The following is a 19,539-nucleotide window of genomic DNA, read 5'->3' as shown; positions in this document are numbered from 1 at the left end:
GGTAAGAAGCTCCCCTAGATTTGTGTCTTGATTAAGCGCGTATTACATTCGTACTGGAGTATTGAATAAACCCAGTATTTTTTCCTATTTTTTGAAGGAAATCGAAGCTAAAGATTTGCGTTAGCAGCTTTCTCAGGGAGATAATCACAGTAGCCTTTTTATTGGTTATGTTTGCAGACGATAATTAGTTCATAGACATGCTATCGATAAAGATAGCCTGTCTTATGGTGAATTGAAAGCTGAAATGGAAGTTATTCAATAGCAAATGGTTGAAGTTAATAAAATTGAATGTGCTAATAACGCGTTCAAAGAAGTAAAGCGCTCATACAAAGGCCTCGGCTTTGTAGTCGGAGTGTATATAGTTTCGCTTACCGAAGGTAGGATAAGTAAATGAAAAAGAAAGTTGGGATTCTTGTTGACTCTACTAGTGTATCAAAACAAATAAATGATCTATTGCAGCTTTCATTGCAGTCGGATAATTATGAAATTACATCTCTAGTTATCAATAATATAAATAAGAATGACGCGAATATTATTTCGAAAATATTTTCCTATATAAACAGTTGTGGTCTATCTAAATTCTCATCAGCTGCAGTATTTAAATTAATATGTAAGCTTGAGTCACTAGCTATTAAGCGTGTGGGAAAGTTTTCTGCATTTTATGACAAATACCAACTCTCTGAAAGTAAGTATGAAGTTATCAATGTAAAGCCAACAATATCTCCGAGTGGGCTTGTTTACAGGTATGAAAAGTCTGACCTCGAAAAAATTAAAAATGCAAAATTAGACTTACTTATTCGCGCCGGGAGCGGTATTTTGCGAGGAGAAATACTAACTGTTTGTCCCAATGGGATCATCTCATTCCATCATGCAGATAATGACATTAATCGTGGTGGCCCCGCTGGCTTTTGGGAAGTCTACGAGCGTAATCCAAGAACTGGATTTATTATTCAAAGGCTGAAAGAGGAATTAGATGGAGGAGACGTTCTTTACAAAGGGTTTGTACCTACAAGCTGGTTCTATAGCCTAAACTTAGCAAAATTGTATGAAGTAGCAAATCCGTTTCTTCATAACGTCATTGATAATATTACTTCAGGAAAGTCTTCTCTCAGTGCTCAGAAAAAATCTCCTTACAGCTACCCTTTGTATACGGTGCCAAGTGTGCCCCAATCATCAGTTTACCTAGTGAAAACGTCTGCAATTCTTTTTGGAAAGATGTTAAGAAAAATAAGGGGTAAAAGCCACAGATGGGGTGTTGCATATCAGTTTGTGGAGAACTGGCGTGATGTCACGCTGTGGCGTTCAATTAAGATACCTAATCCCAAAAATCGATTTCTTGCCGATCCATTTGTGGTCTATCGAAATGGTGAGCATTACTGCTTTGTTGAAGATTATGACTACGCAACAAAAAAAGGAAGCATATCAGTCTATAAGATAACGTCAGATTCAAGCGTAGAGTTAGGAGCAGCGTTAGTAGAGGATTTTCATCTATCTTACCCTTATTGCTTCGAATTTAACGGCGAGCTTTATATGTGTCCGGAGACACAAGAAAAGAGAGAAATAAGGCTCTATAAGTGCGTAGATTTTCCACTTAAATGGGCTTTTCATAAAACAATTATGAAAGACTTATCTGCAACAGATACTACGATCTTTCCTCATGGGGATAAGTGGTGGATGTTTACCAACTTGGATAAAAGCTCAGTAGGTGAGCATGGGTCTCAACTTCATATATTTTATGGGTCTGATCCTTTGACGGATAATTGGACTCCACACGATAAGAACCCTCTAATTTTTGATCCTTTAACAGCACGTAATGGTGGATTAATAAGAGACGAGAGCGCAACTTACCGAGCTTTTCAGCGCCAAGGATTTAACTTCTATGGCAAAGCATTAGGAGTGGCAAAAGTAAAAACTCTAACTACTTCTGATTACTCAGAAGAAGTGTTATTTGAGGTTGAGCCTAGATTCTTCAAAGGAATAAAGGGAACTCACACTTACAACTTTGATAAAGGACTTCTGGTATTTGATTTTGTTGAGATAGCCAAAAACAAAACTGGTTTGCTTACAATGAAAAATGATTGTTCGGATAGTTAACGTGAAAATGCCTAGAGTAATACATAAGTGCTGTGGTTAGTTGAGTAAGTCAAAATATATTGCTTCACGTTGTGAGCTCCGAAACCCAACTGACAGCACATTTTAGGCTCTCATTCTCTCAATGAGGGCCTTATAAGGTGTTTTGCCTTTCAAACCCCCATGGGGTTTATGAGGTGCTTACGAAAGGCTTGATGTGATGAGTAAGATCACCACACCTATAAGACAAATATTTTATCAACGAACTTTAAATAAAGGCTCTATAGGAGCGCAACGAAGAAGGTTGTCAACTCTACCTTGGCGGACAGCATTGACTATTAAAGGTATCACTTCTTCGTATGCTTTGATGAGTAAATTCACGTCTTCATCACAGTGACTATAACTCATATTATGAGTACCAAGCGTCAGAATACCGCGAGCGAACATCTCCTGTAAAAAAAGTGTTTTAAGATTCCAGTGAGAGATACCTTGACAGTCGGCCATGGAAAAGAAACTCCAACTAGGGTGACCTGACACATGAAGAAAATCACTGGCACACTCATCTTTAATTATATTCGATAGAGCTTGAATAATTTTAGTGCCTTGGTTTTGTAAGGTATCAATAACTGGCTCTCTTTGGAGCTTATTTAAAGTGGCCAACGCAGCTGCAAGAGATACAGTCTCCCCGCCAAAAGTAAAAGAAAAAAATACTTCTTCCATAAGGGACATAACTTCAGAAGATCCAACTAGCACGGACAAAGGGTAGCCATTTGCAAGCCCTTTACCAAATGTCGCTAAATCAGGGGTTACATTAAAAAGCTGTTGAGCCCCGCCCGTTGAATAACGAAACCCTGTAATAGTTTCATCAAAAATCAATAAGGCACCGTGATGATGTGCTAACTCTTTGACTGCTTCTAGAAAACCTGGATGTGGTTCTTCGATGTTCATTGGTTCGAGAATGACTGCTGCAATTTTTTTTGGATGGTTGGCAAATACATGTTCAAGACTTTCTATATTATTAAATATAAATTTGTGAGTAAGGTCTTGAACTGCTTCAGGTATGCCTAAATTTCGAGAAGTGCTTCCAATATACCAATCCTGCCAACCATGGTAACCACACACTGCAACATGATCACGTTTCGTAAATGCGCGGGCTAACCTGATCGCCCCAGCTGTAGCATCTGAACCATTTTTTCCAAATCGAACTTTTTCAGCACAGGGGACCAGTTCAACCAACTTCTCTGCAACCTGCATTTCAATTGGGTGGGGTAAAGAAAAAAGTACATCTTCTTCAATCTGTGCCTTTACAGCGGAATCCACATCTGGATCTTGATGGCCTAAAGTAATTGCGGCCAAACTATTAATGTAGTCAACATATTCATTACCATCTACATCCCATACACGACTTCCTTTCCCTTTTTGAATAAAGTACGGGGAAACACCATGAGGATACTGAGTTTTACTTTTACTAAAAGTTTGAGATCCAAGTGGAATCGTCTTTAATGCCCGTTCGAGCAATTGTTCGGAATTTCGATAATTATACATAGCTTTCTTTTCTATTTTTGGCTTGCGGAACGAGTAAGCTCATCATTGATACATAAGGCGGTATAAACGCTCAGCGTACGCCAAATCATCTGGAGTATCTATATCTACAGCTCTCTCATTCGGCATAATATATGGTAAAACTTTACCTGATTGAGGCTCTCGTTGATTTAAGTGCTTAGAAGTCCATAGGGTAAAAGGTCCGCACTCATAGTAGGCATCTTCAAGATCTTGCGATCGAGTAGATAATAAATCTGGCGAATCAGCACTCATTAAACCATCATTCTGACGCCTAAATGCCCACTCAATCGGTACAGGATATTTAGCATATACAATAAGAGGATAGTGGCCTTTGGCTTGCTCAAATATTTCATATGCGTCCAACAGGTCTTGGCTCCTGCACAAGGGAGCTGTTGGCATCATACAGCATACTTGCGTATATTCCTCCCCGAGTTTCTTATATTCGTCCAGAACCCAGCGCATTACCGGAATTAACCCTGTATAATCGTCAGCCAGTTTTGGATCTCGCATAAAATCTACAGAAAAGCCTTCTTCAATAACTACATTTCGGATTTCTTCGCAATCTGTTGAAACATGAATTTTATCAAATAAACGTGATTGTTTTAGAGCCTCCAAAGCATATACGATCATCGGTCTTCCACAAAATGTCACTATGTTTTTTTGGGGGATGCGTTTACTCCCTCCACGAGCAGGTACAATTGCAAGTCTCATTATCGTCTGTCCTTAGAGGGGGAATCTAATAGTTGATGTGATATATAAACTAAATGAACAAGTAAATACCATATTTAAGTTATTCATTTTAAGTCATCCAATTTTGGAGTCTCGCATGGTTGATCACCTCTAAGACTTTCATTCCGGCATCTATATTGAGCTTACTATCTGATTCACCCTTATCTACAAGGTTTAAAAAGTGCTTTAGTTCAGCTAAATAAGCATCATTACCTGAGTAACCTAGCTGTTGAAGCTCTGGTTCCATTTTGTATCCGATCCCATCTTCTAGAATACGAAATAACTCTATGTCGTTTTCCAAAGTAGCACTGGGTAAAAAGCGATTCTTACGAGAATCCCAAATACACAAAGTTTTCCGATTAAAATCTATTTCAATGTAACCGAATTCTCCATTAACTCTGAAAGTGCGTCTTGGAGATCTAGAGAGAAAATCCTCATAGAAAGTCACTAATATTCCACTGTCAGTTTTCACCGTACAAGTCACAACGTCTTCAACATCAAGGTCCAAATCACTCTGTTTAGATTTTACACCAGCCACATTAATGATTTTTCCAAAATACCAGTCAACTAAATCAAAAAAGTGGCTTAGGCTCGTCAATAAAACTCCACCGCCTTGTTTCTTGTTAGCTGCATATTCTTTTCTATAATCTTCTTGGTAGTGCCAGTCTGGAAGGTATAAGCCACCTGAAAACTCTGCCGTATACACTTTGCCTACAGGAGCTGAATCAAGCAAGCTCTTTATTCTTTGCCACTCTTCTCGGAAGCGATAGGTGTGTGCCATCATAAAAACTGAATCAGATTTATATACGATTTCCTGTAGCTTATAGACACCTGACAAAGAATTACTTAGAGGTTTTTCGACCATGACATGGATGCCGAACCCTAGCATAGCTTTGGCATGCTTCACATGCAGATTGCTTGGTGTTGCAATTACTGTGGCTTGAGGTTTAGCCTGTTCTACAGCTTGGTTTAGGTCGGTATAAGATTCTAATGCGTTGATTTACTTTGAAAATGTTGAAAAGCATGCTTTATATAAATCGCAAAGTACGACCTCACAGCCCAATGCTACAGCATTTCGAGCCTGGCGTTGGCCAAAGAGCCACAGCCAATCACTAATACTCTCATGTTTATTTTCTCACTATTGATAGTTCTGCTTTGAATTTGAGCAATGATGGTATCTATAATAAATATTATCCTTCACATTTTGGAATGTAACACTCTTAATAATTCATTTTGTTGTAGCATTACTCATCTAGCTAATCGTTCCAGCTTAAACAGATCCAATTGCCTATGCCAAGTTTATCTGTTGCTTTTTACAGAGAGAAAAGCTGATCGAACCTTAGAGCTTATCAACAGCCAATTGGTAGCACGTTTATTTCCCTTTGCTTTTCTCGACCTTAAGAATTTAGAAATACATTATCTAATAACGGTGCGCAGCTTGTTCAGTTTCTGGGGGAGAAATAAGAGCCGGCAGTTGATGTTGTATGGTTAATGTTGATGCATCTCTCCATATAGGTTCCTACTATGTTGCAGAAATTAACAGTAGAGTTAAGGTAAGAATAGCGCCTTTGGGTAACCGGTAACTTTTTTACTTCATAATGGACCTTGGGCGAAAGCTAGAACACGAGTAGTGATAGTGATGCCTCTATTTTCGTATATGCAACAGAGTTCAATCGTGCTTTATCAAACCTCAGACAATATAGGGAACGCTCGATTCATGAAACCGGGCATAATGCGTTTTAGGTGGAATAGATCACTTCCCGGCGGGTTGGTTCCGTCAATTGCTGTTGGACAGATGGATACTCCGTAGTTTTTGAGGGATGTAATGACTTCTTCCGAGTAATGATGTGCTTGTCCTTCTGGGTAAGCAAAATGCCGAATTGGGTGACCTAGCTTCTGCTCAAGTAAAGATAAGGTTTCTTTGACATCCTGAGTCATTTCCTCTACTGGACGCGAAGACATGATATCATGATATAAAGTGTGACCACCAATGGTGAAGAGTGGGTTACTATTAAGTTCTATTAACTCATCCCATGACATCATCTGATAGTTCGCAGAGTGCTTCACATTCGGAGTTATATCGGATGCTAGGGTGAGATCTGCAAGTACGCGGTTTTTTGTGACTGATGTAGAACGTTTGCAGAATTGCTTAATAGACTCTATAGCAGAGATCTTTGCTTCGGGTGACGTTAACTCAAAGTATCGTTTTTTATCAAGTGTAATGGTGATTGTAGAGTGTAGAGTTCGGTTTATACAATCTTCAATCTCATCGACCCAAAACATTTGATCTGTTCCGACCATGCCCGCACATATGTAAAAGGTTGCGGGGATGTTGTATTTTTCCAGTATCGGGGCGGCGCATTGAAGATTGTTTCTAAATCCATCATCAAATGTTACTACCACAGCATTCTCTGGCCAGTCTTTTTTCTCTCGGGTAAGTGTTACTACATCGTCGATGGTGAGTACATTGCAGTGATTATGAAGTATACGCATCTGGTCATCAAAAGCATTTGCTGCAATATGTTTGCCTGAGTAGTTAGCAATTCCTTCTGGTGAAGTGTTTGTCACTCCATGGTAGAGTAACATGGTCAGTTCGTGATCTTTGGTCATTTATTTCAATCTCGTCGCCTTAGTAATTTTACTCTCAATATGGTCTTTTAAACAGGCTGGCATAAACGAGTAATATCTGCCGAGCGATGTTTGCTTGCGACTAGCGAGCTGTCCTTGCCTTTGCTTCTCTAGTGCACGCGTAAGCATCTCTACCGCTAAACGTGATTCATAATAGCGTAAAGTAGTGATCGCAATATCGGAGGGTAGATCTAGAGTTGTTTGCTCAATGATATTCCCTGTATCTAACTCGTTTTCTAGTTTATGGAGTGTAACGCCGATATGTGAATAGTCGCCATGGTAAATAGCCCAGAGGTTGCTATCAAGACCACGATATTCTTCGGCATAACCAATATGTACGTTTAGGCTCTTATTAGTAATCAGCTGTAAGATGCTACCTTTTAACTTACCCGCGCCGCTAACGATGTAAAAAGAGGGGGCAATCGTTTTAAGGTAGTCCTGTGACGTTGTGTCATTCAAATCTCTTACATATTGTACTGATACACGTTCAAGATCCTGGCGAGCTTCGTTCTCAAAAAGACTTATTAATGCCTCATTTTCCTGTGTTTGCCATTTGGGCTTGGTATCAAATGAGGGTTCCAGATTGTTGGTTTGGAATAAACAATCGCTAATGTTAAATCCACGATCGATAAGCGAATTAATGATATAACGGCGATGTGGTGTATCATTCCCCAATAGGACAACCTTTTCCATAGAAGCTTTAAACTCCCAAGTCCAGCAAACGTGAGATCGCACGTGCGTTTTTTACCATTTCACCAAATTCATCTGGCGTGGTGCTGAGGGCATGATCGCGAATGGTGGTATCTGATTTATCTAAGGTGAAATGTTTTTCAATTACTTTTGCTCCTCTTGCTACAGCTAGAAGCACTGCCTCGGTACCAATCGTATGGTCGCTATAGCCAATGTAAGGCGAGCTAGAAAAGTCTTCAGGGAAATTTTTTATATCGTTTGGTAAGCATGGGTATTTGGAAATGCAGAACAGATAATTTAAATTATCGCGATTCTCAAATGGTAGGCCTTCTCTATCCCAGAACCCTAGTGATACAAATGTTTCTTTCCCTTCATCTAGAACTTTCTCTACCAGCTCTGGATTATCAACCACAGTACGTGAAGCGATTTTGTAGTGGGTGAAATCATAATCAAACGTTTTAATCGTTTCTAAAGCTTCTTCTGTAAAAATCGAGAACATTGGCTCAACACCATAATATTCACATGCATCTACGATCACTTTCAGTTCTTTTTTGGTCAGCTGATTCATTTCACCTTCGCCTGCACGCCAGCCAAGCTGAAATTTGGCAATATCGGCACCAGCGAGAGAGGCTTGGCGAATCAGTTCAGGTAGTAGGCCAAAATTACCATTATGATTCAAGCCAATTTCAGCGATGAAAGTGAGAGCCATGCGTATTTCCTTTTAAATTAGGTGGTCGTTAAAATTAGGTTCCTGATTTTACAGGGGGGTAATAGTATATGGCGATCTTACATCACTCAATAATGAATGTCATGATCGAGGGATATATCACAGGAAAAATAAGTGATGTCTGGAATGATGCTTTTGCTCTCGCAATTCCAAGTATCTAGTTGGAAAGTGCCGTATTGTAACAATTGTTGTCTAAATAGAGTCTGAAATACCAAAGTTGTTGAAATGCGTAATTACAAAGAATATTTTTGTGACCAATCAATTTTGAGCAGCGTTCTATGTTTGAGTTAAATCAGGCAAGTTTATAAATGACTACAAATGGCGTGACGTGGGAGTGATATCAGGATAGTATGTCTGTTATATGAACGTTTCCATAACCGTGCTGTGTCATCGCGCCGAGTATTGCTGTCTTTGAAAGAAAAATGCCACCGCCTGAAAAATCAGAAAATACCTCATTTCAAGAGGAGCTACTTGCTTATGCGAGTGCTTGAAGAGAATATTGAGGCAAGACCTATCTCGCAAGCGAGCTCAATGTACGTTTGAGTGTGTTGAACTACTGCTTTTCAACAGAAAGAGTGCCGGCAGGGGCAATAATGACCGCCAGATTTCTGAAATGGAAAGTGCTCGAGTATAAGCAATTGCAAGCAAGATTAACCAAATCGGGGGCTGAGGTTGAGATCATTTATATACCTGTCTTGCGCAGCAAATTATACTATTCAGGTTTGGAGCTTTTTAGTGGAACAATATGTCACAATTATGCCCAACAGAATTCTTTAAAGGGTCAATTGGTTACGTTTTTCACATGCCATTTTCATTGTTGTTTTAACAAATGTGCAGGGATTAAATTTGAATATTGAAAATGCAAAAATTGCAATAATTGGGTTGGGTTACGTTGGCCTGCCGCTGGCCGTTGAATTTAGTAAGAAGTTTAGTGTGTTTGGTTTTGATATTGATCAGAATCGGGTTGCTGAATTGCGAGCTGGTACAGATTCTACATTAGAAGTTAGTAAAGAGGAGTTAGCTGAAGCAAAGCATCTACAGTTTTCTAACTCTGTTGAAGACTTGAAAGGGTGTAATGTTTACATAGTCACCGTTCCTACCCCGATTGATCGACACAAGCAGCCGGATCTATCGCCATTAGTGCGTGCTAGTGAGATGCTGGGAAGTGTTGTTAAAACTGACGACATAATTATATACGAGTCGACAGTCTACCCTGGTGCAACTGAGGAAGTCTGTATTCCAGTAGTTGAGCGAGCTTCCGGCCTTAGATTTAACGTTGATTTTTACGCTGGATATAGCCCGGAGCGCATCAATCCAGGTGACAAAGAACACCGTGTAAGCACCATACTGAAAGTAACCAGTGGCTCTACGAGAGAAGTGGCTGAATTTGTCAACCAACTGTATGCTTCGATCATTACCGCTGGAACTTTTAAAGCAAGCAGCATCATGGTTGCAGAGGCTGCCAAAGTTATTGAGAACACACAGAGAGATGTGAATATTGCTCTGATAAACGAACTATCTATCATTTTTAATCGTCTTGGCATTGATACACTGGAAGTTTTAGAAGCTGCAGGTACAAAGTGGAATTTTCTACCATTTCGCCCCGGCTTGGTTGGTGGCCACTGTATTGGTGTTGATCCCTATTATTTGACACATAAGGCTCAGTCAGTTGGATATCATCCAGAGATGATATTGGCGGGTCGTCGGCTAAATGATGGAATGGGTAAATATGTGGTTTCCCAGCTAGTCAAAACGATGATTAAAGAACGAATACAAGTTGAAGGTGCCAAGGTGTTGATCATGGGGTTGACGTTTAAAGAAAACTGCCCTGATCTTAGGAACACAAGGGTGATAGATATTATAGATGAGCTTAATGAGTATAACATCGTCCCTGATATTTATGATCCGTGGTGCTCTAACGAAGAGGCTGAAAAAGAGTATGGCGTTAAGTTAATTTCAGAGTGTATGGAAAATAGTTATGACTCAATATTGATAGCAGTTGGCCATAGTTGTTTTAAAGATATGGGCTCTCAGAAGGTTAGGGCTTTAGGTAAACAAAAACATGTATTGTACGATTTAAAATACATATTCAGCAAAGAAGACGTTGATGTGCGTTTATAAAGCCTTTTTGGAGATTTAAATGTCTGAGTTTGAGCGAGTAAAAGAGAATCTAGAGCTTAATCCACGAATATGGCTCGTTACAGGGGTAGCGGGTTTTATTGGTTCAAATTTGTTAGAGGCTCTTTTGAAATTGAATCAAAAAGTTATGGGTCTGGATAACTTTGCAACTGGCTTTCAATCGAATCTTGATTTGGTTAAAGATAGTGTAACGAAAGAACAGTGGGATAGATTTAAGTTTCGAGAAGGTGATATTCGTGATTTCGACACTTGTCTAGAGGTCTGTGAGGGCGTTGATTATGTATTGCATCAGGCTGCTCTTGGATCTGTCCCCCGCTCTATAAATGATCCAATTACTAGCAACTCCGCAAATGTGACAGGGTTCTTGAATATGATCACTGCAGCCAGAGATGAGAATGTTTCCAGCTTTACTTATGCTGCGAGCAGCTCGACCTATGGCGATCATCCTGCTCTACCGAAAGTAGAAAATGTCATTGGTAAACCTTTGTCACCTTACGCTGTAACCAAATATGTCAATGAATTATATGCAGAGGTATTTGAATCAGTTTACGGGTTCAGAACAGTGGGGCTGCGATATTTCAATGTCTTCGGACCACGGCAGAATCCCAACGGCGCATATGCTGCAGTTATCCCAAAATGGATTGGAAGCGTTTTAAGTGGTGAACAGATAGCGATTAACGGTGATGGTGAGACAAGTCGTGATTTTTGTTTCGTGCAAAACGCAGTACAAATGAACATTTTGGCAGCTTGCTCCAATCCGTTAACAAGGAGTTATGGGCTTTTCAATGTTGCTTTAAACGATAGAACGTCACTCAATACTTTGTATGAGCTGATATCTTCCGCTGCGCAAAATCTGGTAGAAGGGCTTAAAGTACAGTCACCTGCTTACCAAGACTTTAGGGCGGGTGATGTGCGTCATTCTCAGGCAGATATTTCGCGTGCGACTGATGAATTGGGTTACGCTCCCAGTCATCGAATAGCAGAGGGCGTTGTCGAAACTGTGAAATGGTTTGTGGAACAGAGGAAGCAGCAAGTTGAGTAATTCAAACTTGAGTAAGCTGCTATCTTTGGTCAGTGTGAGTCGTAGAAATCAAGGTGGTTTACTGGTGCTTCTTACAGCATTAGGTGCTGTTTTCGAAGTTGTGAGTTTGGCGTCAGTATTTCCTATCTTGGCCTACATACTTGATCCTGTCTCTGCGATGAACGGGGAGGTGATGAAATTTATCAAGCCTTTGACTAGTTATATCCCGTTAAGCGAATCGTATAGCATAGGTATTCTGTTTGCAGTGATAATCATGATCTCTTCCCTGTACAGGATTGTGCTAGTGTGGCTCCAGGTAAGTTGGGGTAACGCAGTAGGGCATGATTTTAGCATCTTGGTATTTAGCCGGTTGTTGGAGCAGAGTTATGAGCAGCACATAGTTCGCAACACTAGTGAGGTTGTTGCTGGCATCACGATGAAGATAAACCAACTTGTGGGTAGCTACATAAATCCACTTGTTGCGATATGTAGTAGTTTTGTTCTTTTGATCGCTATAGTTAGCGCACTTGTAATAACTGCTGGACTAGCAGTCGTTGCAGTCGTTGTTTTGATCGGCTTGGTTTACACTGGTATAACATTATCTATAAGATCCAAACTTGCCTATAACAGCCAAATAATCAGCGAGCGTTCTAACTCGATAGTTCAGGAAGTACAAGAATCATTTCAAGGTATTCGTGAGGTGATACTAAGTGATACGGGTGAGACTAGAAGAAATACATTCACTGCGATGGATAGAGAGTTTCGGCTAGCTCAAAGCAGTAGCGCTGTTTTAAGTCAAGCACCGAGATATGTTGTGGAGTCACTTTTGGTGATTTCGCTTGTGGGAATGGCTCTGATGCAAGCGGGTCACCTCACACTATCAGGAGATTTATTGCCGTCATTAGGTGTGGTTGTTTTAGGTGTACAGAGAATTATGCCGTTGGCGCAAGTTATATACGCAAATGTTGCGACTATGAGGGGAGCTCTCTGTTCTGTCGGGGATGTCATCGATATGGCGTCGGTGACAAATGATAGAGATACTCCTATAGAAGTAGCATGCAAAAGCATCGATTTTGAAAAAAGTTTGGTGCTTAACCAGGTAAGCTATAGTTATCCTGGGACACAAACCAACCAACTAAAGAACATTACACTCTCGATCAAGAAAGGAGATTGGGTCGGGATCTATGGGAAAACGGGGTCTGGTAAGAGTACCCTATTAGACCTTATTTGCGGCCTTTTGAGCCCTACATCAGGCTCAATATTGATTGACGGTGTGGAACTCGGTGCCAGAAATCGCTCTGATTGGAGAGATAAGTTGGCAGTGGTATCGCAGTCAGTCTATTTTTCAGACTCGACAATTCTGGATAGTATTGTTCTTGCTGGAGAGAGTCCAGATTTTGAACGGCTGAACACCTGCCTCAAAGTTGCACAACTGAACAGCACTATTGAAGGCTTGGAGCAAGGGATTCATACTAGTGTTGGGGAAGCGGGAGTCCAGTTTTCTGGTGGGCAGTTGCAAAGGTTATCAATTGCCAGGGCTTTATATCGAGAGGCTGAAATTCTAATTTTTGATGAGGCTACGAGTGCTTTAGACCAACATACAGAGAAAGTCCTCATGGGCGCGTTGAGGGAGTTGAACTCTGAGCTTACAGTGATTCTTGTAGCACATCGACTAAATACACTAGAAGCGTGTAATTATCTAATTCAGATGGAGAGCGGCGAAATTCTCTCCAGCAGCACCTATGAACAACTCATCCTGGCAGAGCCAGCAGACAGAAGAGAGTCTTAAATGATCCCGTATGGAAAGCATTTTATCGAACAAGATGATATCGATGCAGTGGTTGATGTACTGAAAAATGGCTGGTTGACTCAAGGCCCTAAGATAGATGAATTCGAGGCAAAGCTAGCGGAAATGGTGGGCGCTAAGTATGCCGTTGCAGTGTCAAACGCTACGGCAGGACTTCATTTAGCTTGTATGGCCACAGGCCTTTCTAAAGGTGATAAAGCCTTGGTTAGCCCTAATACCTTTGTGTCAACACCAAATGCGGTTCTCTATTGTGGCGCTCGACCAGTGTTCGTGGATATGGATCCAACCACACTTAATATGTGCCCAGAAGAGTTAGGAAAAGAACTTCTGCGAACCAGTGGGGTGAAAGTAGTTCTACCTGTACACTTTGGAGGGCTTCCATGTGATATGGAAAGTATCGCGTCAATGGTAAATCCGGCTGGAGTAAAAGTGATTGAAGACGCGGCCCACGCCCTCGGAGCCAGTTATCAGTGCGGAGCAAAAGTTGGAAGCTGTAAATACTCTGATTTCACAGTTTTTTCGCTTCACCCTGTTAAGGGTGTTACGACAGGCGAGGGGGGAGTCATTACTACAAATGACTACATGTCTTATAAAAAATTGCTGCAGTTAAGAAGCCATGGAATATGCAAAGGAAACTTTGTACACCCCGGGATTAGTGTGCCAGATAGCGAACCACTCTTCTGTCCTGAAAACGCATTCGATTCAGAGGGAAATTTAAATCCTTGGTACTACGAAATGCAGCAGTTGGGCTTTAATTATCGAATGACAGATTTTCAGGCTGCACTGGGTGTATCTCAACTTAAAAAATTGAATAGATTTGTAATGAGGCGTCAAGAGCTGGCATTACGTTATGACGAAGCTTTACGAGATATCCCATTTATTGAACCTGCACAACCGCAATATAGAACCGATAGCTCAATTCACATATACATAGCTCGAATATCGTTTGATAAGCTCGCCATTGGGCGCGGTGAGTTTATGAGGCGTTTGAAGGATATGGGGATAGGTAGCCAGGTGCATTACATCCCAGTCCATTGGCAGCCATATTATAGTACGCTAGGTTACAGGCAAAGCGCGTGCCCAAATACTAATTCGTACTACGAACAGACTTTAACCCTCCCACTGTATTACGGTTTGACTGATGAAGAATTTAATTCAGTCATAGCATCATTACGTAACTTGATGGCAATAGCATGAAACTATGTGTGATTCCTGCTCGTGGGGGAAGTAAGAGAATCCCACGAAAGAACGTCAAGCAGTTCTGTGGTAAGCCAATGATCAGTTTCTCAATTGCTACCGCGATAGAGTCAGGTTATTTCGATAGAGTTATAGTTTCAACAGATGACGCTGAGATCGCAGATGTTGCGAAAGACTGCGGGGCTGAGGTTCCCTTTTTCCGTCCCCATAACCTTTCCGATGATCACACGGGTACGATCCCCGTGATGCATCATGCGATTGAATGGATGAACAAAAATGGAGAGAATGTAGCGCTGGCTTGTTGCTTGTACGCCACAGCTCCTTTTGTCTTGGGTAAGGATCTAGGAACAGGTTTGAACTTGATTGAGGGCAGCGAACTTGATTACGTGTTCTCAGCTTCTAGTTACTCATACCCCATCCAAAGAGCTTTTGAAATAGATAATGCTGGCAGAATTAACATGTTTCAGGCCAAGCATTTTTTTACACGATCACAAGATCTTGTTGAAGCGTGGCATGACGCTGGACAATTCTATTGGGGCACAGCTGAGGCTTGGTGCGAAGAGAGAGTTGTTTTCACACAACAATCGAGCGTAGTTAAGTTGCCTCGTTTTAGAGTGCAAGATATAGATACGATAGAAGATTGGGAAAGGGCAGAGTGGTTGTTCAAAGCAATGCGGGCTGAAGGGGTGGTTTAATGAAAATCGCCTTTCGTACAGACTCATCGGTTGAGATTGGCACAGGTCACGTAATGCGCTGTTTAGCGCTTGCAGATGAATTAATACATCGAGGCCACGAGTGCATATTTATAACACGCGCTCATAAAGGACATTTGAGTGAAAAAATCAGGTCACACGGTCATCGAGTTGAAATGCTACCTAGTGACACTACGTGCGACAAACAGGCAACAAGATTTGAGTGGAACGATCATGCTCGTTGGCTTGGTACTCACTGGGAGCAAGATGCACAACAAACTCAATTGGTATTGAGTGATAGAGCCGTAGATTGGCTCGTCGTAGATCATTATGCATTAGACAGAAATTGGGAGCAGTTGGTCGGAAAACACGTATCTCGCGTCTTTGTTGTCGATGATCTTGCTGATAGAGGTCATAGCTGTGACGTGCTACTGGACCAAAATTTAGGGAGGCAGGTTGGTGATTACGATGGGCTTTTAGAAGCAAGTTGTTTACGCCTGGTTGGCCCTCAATACGCGTTACTACGCCCAGAGTTTGCAGAATTACGTAAGATAAGTGTTGATCGCCGACAAAACGCAAAAGTGTATCGGCTTTTCGTATCGTTAGGTGGCATAGATCGTACAAACGTTACCGGGAAACTATTGGGTGCGCTTTCTACGCTAGCTCTTCCAAGTTATTTAGAACTCGATATTGTTATGGGCTCCGCGGCACCTTATTTAGAAGATGTTCAAGAACTAGCGAAGCAGTTATCCTGTACAGCGACTGTAAGTGTGAACGTGAAAGATATGGCTGAGAGGATGAGTCGGGCTGATCTAGCGATTGGTGCCGCAGGAAGTACATCTTGGGAGCGTTGTTGTTTGGGCTTACCGGCAATACTGATAGTTATTGCCGAGAATCAACACGCAGCTGCCGGGGCTTTGAAGGCCAGCGGTGCTGCGATTATAGCAAACAGTATTGAGGAAGCGCTCGATGCGCTTCAGATGCTTATCAGCTCTCCAAACAGTGCTCAAGTATTGAAACGAATGTCAGTAGGGGGCTCTTCACTAGTTAGCGGCGATGGTTGTAGCAAAGTAGTGGAATTAATGCTTGGGAGATTAAAAGTATGAATGGAAATGCTAACTTACTTAGCACACTTAGATTAATTAGAGATTCTGAATTGGAAATGATGCTCTCATGGAGAAATGCTCCAACTGTGAGAGAGAATATGTATACAACTCATGAAATATCGCTTAACGATCACCTAACTTGGTATAGCAGTATTAAACAGTCTGAACAATTTCGCTACTTCATGTACGAGTTCCAAAATGTACCTCTTGGTATCGTTGGGTTCACCGGAATTGATACGAAAAATCAAAATTCACCATGGGCATTCTATGCCTCACCGGAGGCGCCTAAAGGAACTGGCTCTCGAATGGAGTTTGTTGCTCTAGATTATGCTTTTGGAGAGCTTGGGCTGCGTAAGCTTTGGTGTGAAGTTCTGGATTTCAATAAACCAGTTATTAGACTTCATGAGAAGTTTGGCTTCAATATTGCAGGGCAGTTCAAAGAACAGTATTTTCGTGATGGTTTGTTTTTTGATGTCTTTCGACTTGAATTACATAAAAGTGATTGGTTAGATATACGTCCTGACATTTTAGAAAAGCTAAATCGTCTTACTAGGAGATAGAATGAAGCCTGAAATCTCAATTGCAGGTCGTCGTATTAGTCATGATGTTCCTCCCTATGTAATTGCTGAATTATCGGCTAACCATAATGGAAAATTAGAAACAGCTATTAAAATTATTGAGGAAGTGGCTAAGGCTGGGGCCGATGCTGTAAAGCTTCAAACCTACCGGCCAGACACGATTACTTTGCAATCTAACAAAGATGATTTCAAAATAGCGGGAGGGCTATGGGATGGGAGATCTCTCTATGACCTTTATCAAGAAGCTCACATGCCTTGGGAGTGGCATAAACCTCTATTTGACTATGCCAGCAAACTTGGAATTACAATTTTCAGCTCTCCATTCGATATGACGGCTATTGATATGCTCGAGGATCTAAATACCCCAGCTTATAAAATAGCATCGTTTGAGGTTGTTGACTTGCCGTTGATCCGATATGCGGCGGGAACAGGAAAACCTATGATTATCTCCACGGGGATGGCTGATGCAGAGGAAATTGCGGAGGCCGTGGAAACTGCACGGGAAGGGGGCTGTAAAGATATTGCAATTCTGCATTGTGTTAGTGGATATCCTGCACCTGCAGCAGATTACAACCTGAAAACCATACCCGACATGATAAATAGATTTGGTTTAGTAACTGGGTTGTCAGATCATACCTTGGATAATACAACGGCGATCGCGAGTGTTTGCTTAGGGGCTTCTATTATTGAAAAGCACTTTACCCTTGACCGTATGGGGGGGGGGCCGGATGATAGTTTTTCTTTAGAGCCACATGAGTTAATGGCCCTCTGTCGTGATTCAAAAACCGCCTGGAACTCACTTGGGCAGGTTGATTACGGTACAAAATCCAGTGAGCAAGGTAATGTCAAGTTCAGAAGATCTCTTTATTATATTGCTGATCTAAAAGCTGGAGAGCTATTGACTAAGGAGCACATTAGATCTGTGAGGCCAGGTTATGGACTAGCTCCTAAATTTTATGAGACTCTTATAGGTCGTAGGTTAACCAAAGACATTGGAAGAAATACTCCTGTCAGAATAGATGATTTTGAATGAATAAAAGTAATATGCCAGTTTCGGATAAAAATAGTCCAGTCAAATACTGCTTCTTTATGACAGGGAATGAGCCATGGTTGGAACTAGCCCGAGAGTTACACAACACTGGTGTGGCAACACCTGTGCTGTGGTTAGGTGATGACCGTCACTATGAAGGCGCTAAAAGCACATTCGGTGATTCGGTTGTACGTATGCTTGACTTTGTCCACAGGCCTGTAGATATCCCAAAAATTAACTATTTGGGTGAGTATAGTGAATTTTTTGCGACAAAAGATTATTTGGATGCTAAAGACATCTGTTTGAAAATGATGGATCGTCTCGACTTGAACGGTACTTTTTCTCGAATTGATCGGGAAGTGTATTTTCACAAACTGCTAATATGGGCGTTGAAGTTTTTTTATGAAAAGAAGCCCGACGCAGTATTAATGATAGAAAAACCTCACTCGCATGCACAGTATTTGATCTTTCGCGTAGCACGTTATCTAGGATTACCCACTGCTCATTTTAAAGATTGCGCACTTATGCCAGTTAACTTCCTACAAAAAGAAGATGGATCTTTTGTTAAAAGAGCTCAGAACATTGATCCGAGTTTGCTTGCTAGGTTTGAGTCTACAGTTAATGAGTATGTAGACACCTTGAAGGAATTATCATGTTCAAAATCCAGCTTTTCTCCACACTATATGGTTAGACAGAGAAATGATGCTAGGCTTGGTAACCGGATAAAGAAAATATTTAGCGTAGAAACGCTTTATGTACTGCGTTATGCAGCTTCAGATATAAAGTTGCTTCTTGATAAGAAATATCGAGCTACTAATCCTTATAGGTTTTTCTTTGTTTCAAGATACTTGGTTAAAAGAAGTAGACAGCGGAATCTCTATAACGCGATTGCAAGTTCAATTCATGAGGTTAACTTTAATAATGATTATTACTACTTTCCTCTACACTATGAACCGGAAAGAACAACGAACCCTGACGGTGAGGCGTATCATGATCAGTTTAAGGTTCTGGTCTTATTGAGGAGATTTCTTCCTAGCAATATAGATATTGTTGTTAAGGAGCATCCTTCACAATTTTTGATGGCCGATCGAGGCTCTCGTGGACGTAGCCCATTATTTTACCAACTAGTAAATAATATTGGAGGTATTACACTTGCAGGACCTGAGGTCGATTCGTTTGATCTAATGAGAAACAGCGAAGGTGTCGCTACAATTACTGGTTCTGTGGCGTTGGAAGCTTCGTTACTAGGCAAACCTGCAATAGTATTTGGCCAAGCATGGTATGCCGGGTGTCCGAATGTGGTTTCTTGGTCTGAGGTCGAGAGCTACGACACTTTTTCGAAATGTGCTGTCGCATCAGTGGATGACGTTCGGAACTTTTTAGTTCGTTTGATCAGTAATTACGGAGTACCTATGATTAACAATTGCGGGCAATTGAATATGTATAAAGAGTGCTGGTACGACGATAGTTTTGTGTCAAGTCAGCATGATGGGATGAGGGGATTGATCGAGAGCTTTATTGATAGTGAAGTGAAGAAAAGAGTTAATTAGAGTTTAAAGTAT

At 41.1% G+C, this 19,539-nt stretch carries 16 protein-coding genes; 10 read left to right on the top strand and 6 right to left on the bottom strand.

Features of this window, described 5'->3' with window-relative positions; translation table 11 throughout:
- The first annotated feature begins 390 nt into the window (after positions 1 to 390).
- Positions 391 to 2,094 carry a glucosamine inositolphosphorylceramide transferase family protein gene (locus M9194_RS08975; RefSeq protein ID WP_250612294.1) on the top strand — a complete coding sequence of 568 codons (1,704 nt, stop codon included), beginning with the start codon at positions 391 to 393 and terminating at the stop codon, positions 2,092 to 2,094.
- 234 nt (positions 2,095 to 2,328) lie between these two features.
- Here the strand turns inward: M9194_RS08975 and M9194_RS08970 are convergent, their stop codons facing one another.
- The 6 genes from M9194_RS08970 to M9194_RS08945 form a co-directional block, all read right to left on the bottom strand.
- Positions 2,329 to 3,615, bottom strand: a complete 1,287-nt coding sequence (locus tag M9194_RS08970; protein WP_250612293.1) for an aminotransferase class III-fold pyridoxal phosphate-dependent enzyme — start codon at positions 3,613 to 3,615, stop codon at positions 2,329 to 2,331.
- A gap of 42 nt (positions 3,616 to 3,657) precedes the next feature.
- A complete protein-coding gene (locus M9194_RS08965) occupies positions 3,658 to 4,344 on the bottom strand; it encodes an acylneuraminate cytidylyltransferase family protein (RefSeq protein ID WP_250612292.1) in 687 nt (228 codons plus the stop codon).
- A gap of 88 nt (positions 4,345 to 4,432) precedes the next feature.
- Positions 4,433 to 5,362, bottom strand: coding sequence for a Gfo/Idh/MocA family protein (locus M9194_RS08960; protein ID WP_348772043.1), 930 nt, complete (start codon positions 5,360 to 5,362; stop codon positions 4,433 to 4,435).
- 683 nt (positions 5,363 to 6,045) lie between these two features.
- Positions 6,046 to 6,972 carry a polysaccharide deacetylase family protein gene (locus tag M9194_RS08955; protein ID WP_250612291.1) on the bottom strand — a complete coding sequence of 309 codons (927 nt, stop codon included), beginning with the start codon at positions 6,970 to 6,972 and terminating at the stop codon, positions 6,046 to 6,048.
- The gene (locus M9194_RS08950; protein WP_250612290.1) at positions 6,973 to 7,683 is read right to left on the bottom strand and encodes a formyltransferase family protein; all 711 of its coding nucleotides are present in this window, start codon (positions 7,681 to 7,683) and stop codon (positions 6,973 to 6,975) included.
- 7 nt (positions 7,684 to 7,690) lie between these two features.
- Positions 7,691 to 8,389, bottom strand: coding sequence for an N-acetylneuraminate synthase family protein (locus M9194_RS08945; protein ID WP_250612289.1), 699 nt, complete (start codon positions 8,387 to 8,389; stop codon positions 7,691 to 7,693).
- Between the two features lie 864 nt (positions 8,390 to 9,253).
- On the opposite strand from M9194_RS08945, the gene tviB reads away from it, so the two are divergent.
- Genes tviB through M9194_RS08900 form a run of 9 tightly spaced genes read left to right on the top strand, consistent with a single transcriptional unit; the run spans position 9,254 to position 19,527 of the window.
- On the top strand, positions 9,254 to 10,528 hold the full coding sequence (gene tviB, locus M9194_RS08940; protein WP_250612288.1) for a Vi polysaccharide biosynthesis UDP-N-acetylglucosamine C-6 dehydrogenase TviB: 1,275 nt from the start codon (positions 9,254 to 9,256) through the stop codon (positions 10,526 to 10,528).
- Positions 10,529 to 10,547: 19 nt separating this feature from the next.
- Complete coding sequence (locus M9194_RS08935) at positions 10,548 to 11,588, top strand: NAD-dependent epimerase/dehydratase family protein (protein ID WP_250612287.1); 1,041 nt, start codon at positions 10,548 to 10,550, stop codon at positions 11,586 to 11,588.
- On the top strand, positions 11,581 to 13,356 hold the full coding sequence (locus M9194_RS08930; RefSeq protein WP_250612286.1) for an ABC transporter ATP-binding protein: 1,776 nt from the start codon (positions 11,581 to 11,583) through the stop codon (positions 13,354 to 13,356). The genes M9194_RS08935 and M9194_RS08930 overlap by 8 nt, the downstream gene beginning before the upstream one ends.
- A complete protein-coding gene (pseC, locus tag M9194_RS08925) occupies positions 13,357 to 14,571 on the top strand; it encodes a UDP-4-amino-4,6-dideoxy-N-acetyl-beta-L-altrosamine transaminase (RefSeq protein ID WP_250612285.1) in 1,215 nt (404 codons plus the stop codon). It abuts the gene before it with no gap.
- Complete coding sequence (gene pseF / locus M9194_RS08920; RefSeq protein ID WP_250612284.1) at positions 14,568 to 15,266, top strand: pseudaminic acid cytidylyltransferase; 699 nt, start codon at positions 14,568 to 14,570, stop codon at positions 15,264 to 15,266. Before pseC ends, pseF begins: the two co-directional genes overlap by 4 nt.
- Entirely contained in the window at positions 15,266 to 16,369 is a 1,104-nt protein-coding gene (gene pseG / locus M9194_RS08915) for a UDP-2,4-diacetamido-2,4,6-trideoxy-beta-L-altropyranose hydrolase (protein WP_250612283.1), read from the top strand. The genes pseF and pseG overlap by 1 nt, the downstream gene beginning before the upstream one ends.
- Positions 16,366 to 16,929, top strand: coding sequence for a UDP-4-amino-4,6-dideoxy-N-acetyl-beta-L-altrosamine N-acetyltransferase (pseH, locus tag M9194_RS08910; RefSeq protein ID WP_250612282.1), 564 nt, complete (start codon positions 16,366 to 16,368; stop codon positions 16,927 to 16,929). Before pseG ends, pseH begins: the two co-directional genes overlap by 4 nt.
- Before the next feature lies 1 nt (position 16,930).
- On the top strand, positions 16,931 to 17,980 hold the full coding sequence (gene pseI, locus M9194_RS08905) for a pseudaminic acid synthase (RefSeq protein WP_250612281.1): 1,050 nt from the start codon (positions 16,931 to 16,933) through the stop codon (positions 17,978 to 17,980).
- Positions 17,977 to 19,527, top strand: a complete 1,551-nt coding sequence (locus M9194_RS08900) for a capsular polysaccharide export protein, LipB/KpsS family (RefSeq protein WP_250612280.1) — start codon at positions 17,977 to 17,979, stop codon at positions 19,525 to 19,527. Before pseI ends, M9194_RS08900 begins: the two co-directional genes overlap by 4 nt.
- Positions 19,528 to 19,539: the final 12 nt, after the last annotated feature.

It is taken from the genome of Vibrio sinus (assembly GCF_023634645.1).
Lineage (GTDB): Bacteria > Pseudomonadota > Gammaproteobacteria > Enterobacterales > Vibrionaceae > Vibrio > Vibrio sinus.
Note: the sequence above shows the minus strand (reverse complement) of the source record. Positions and strands in the feature narration are given on the sequence as shown.

Coding starts and splice junctions, on each gene's coding strand:
- M9194_RS08975 (WP_250612294.1), top strand. CDS start 391: ATGAAAAAGAAAGTTGGGATTCTTGTTGACTCTACTAGTGTATCAAAA.
- M9194_RS08970 (WP_250612293.1), bottom strand. CDS start 3,615: ATGTATAATTATCGAAATTCCGAACAATTGCTCGAACGGGCATTAAAG.
- M9194_RS08965 (WP_250612292.1), bottom strand. CDS start 4,344: ATGAGACTTGCAATTGTACCTGCTCGTGGAGGGAGTAAACGCATCCCC.
- M9194_RS08955 (WP_250612291.1), bottom strand. CDS start 6,972: ATGACCAAAGATCACGAACTGACCATGTTACTCTACCATGGAGTGACA.
- M9194_RS08950 (WP_250612290.1), bottom strand. CDS start 7,683: ATGGAAAAGGTTGTCCTATTGGGGAATGATACACCACATCGCCGTTAT.
- M9194_RS08945 (WP_250612289.1), bottom strand. CDS start 8,389: ATGGCTCTCACTTTCATCGCTGAAATTGGCTTGAATCATAATGGTAAT.
- M9194_RS08935 (WP_250612287.1), top strand. CDS start 10,548: ATGTCTGAGTTTGAGCGAGTAAAAGAGAATCTAGAGCTTAATCCACGA.
- pseC (WP_250612285.1), top strand. CDS start 13,357: ATGATCCCGTATGGAAAGCATTTTATCGAACAAGATGATATCGATGCA.
- pseF (WP_250612284.1), top strand. CDS start 14,568: ATGAAACTATGTGTGATTCCTGCTCGTGGGGGAAGTAAGAGAATCCCA.
- pseG (WP_250612283.1), top strand. CDS start 15,266: ATGAAAATCGCCTTTCGTACAGACTCATCGGTTGAGATTGGCACAGGT.
- pseH (WP_250612282.1), top strand. CDS start 16,366: ATGAATGGAAATGCTAACTTACTTAGCACACTTAGATTAATTAGAGAT.
- pseI (WP_250612281.1), top strand. CDS start 16,931: ATGAAGCCTGAAATCTCAATTGCAGGTCGTCGTATTAGTCATGATGTT.
- M9194_RS08900 (WP_250612280.1), top strand. CDS start 17,977: ATGAATAAAAGTAATATGCCAGTTTCGGATAAAAATAGTCCAGTCAAA.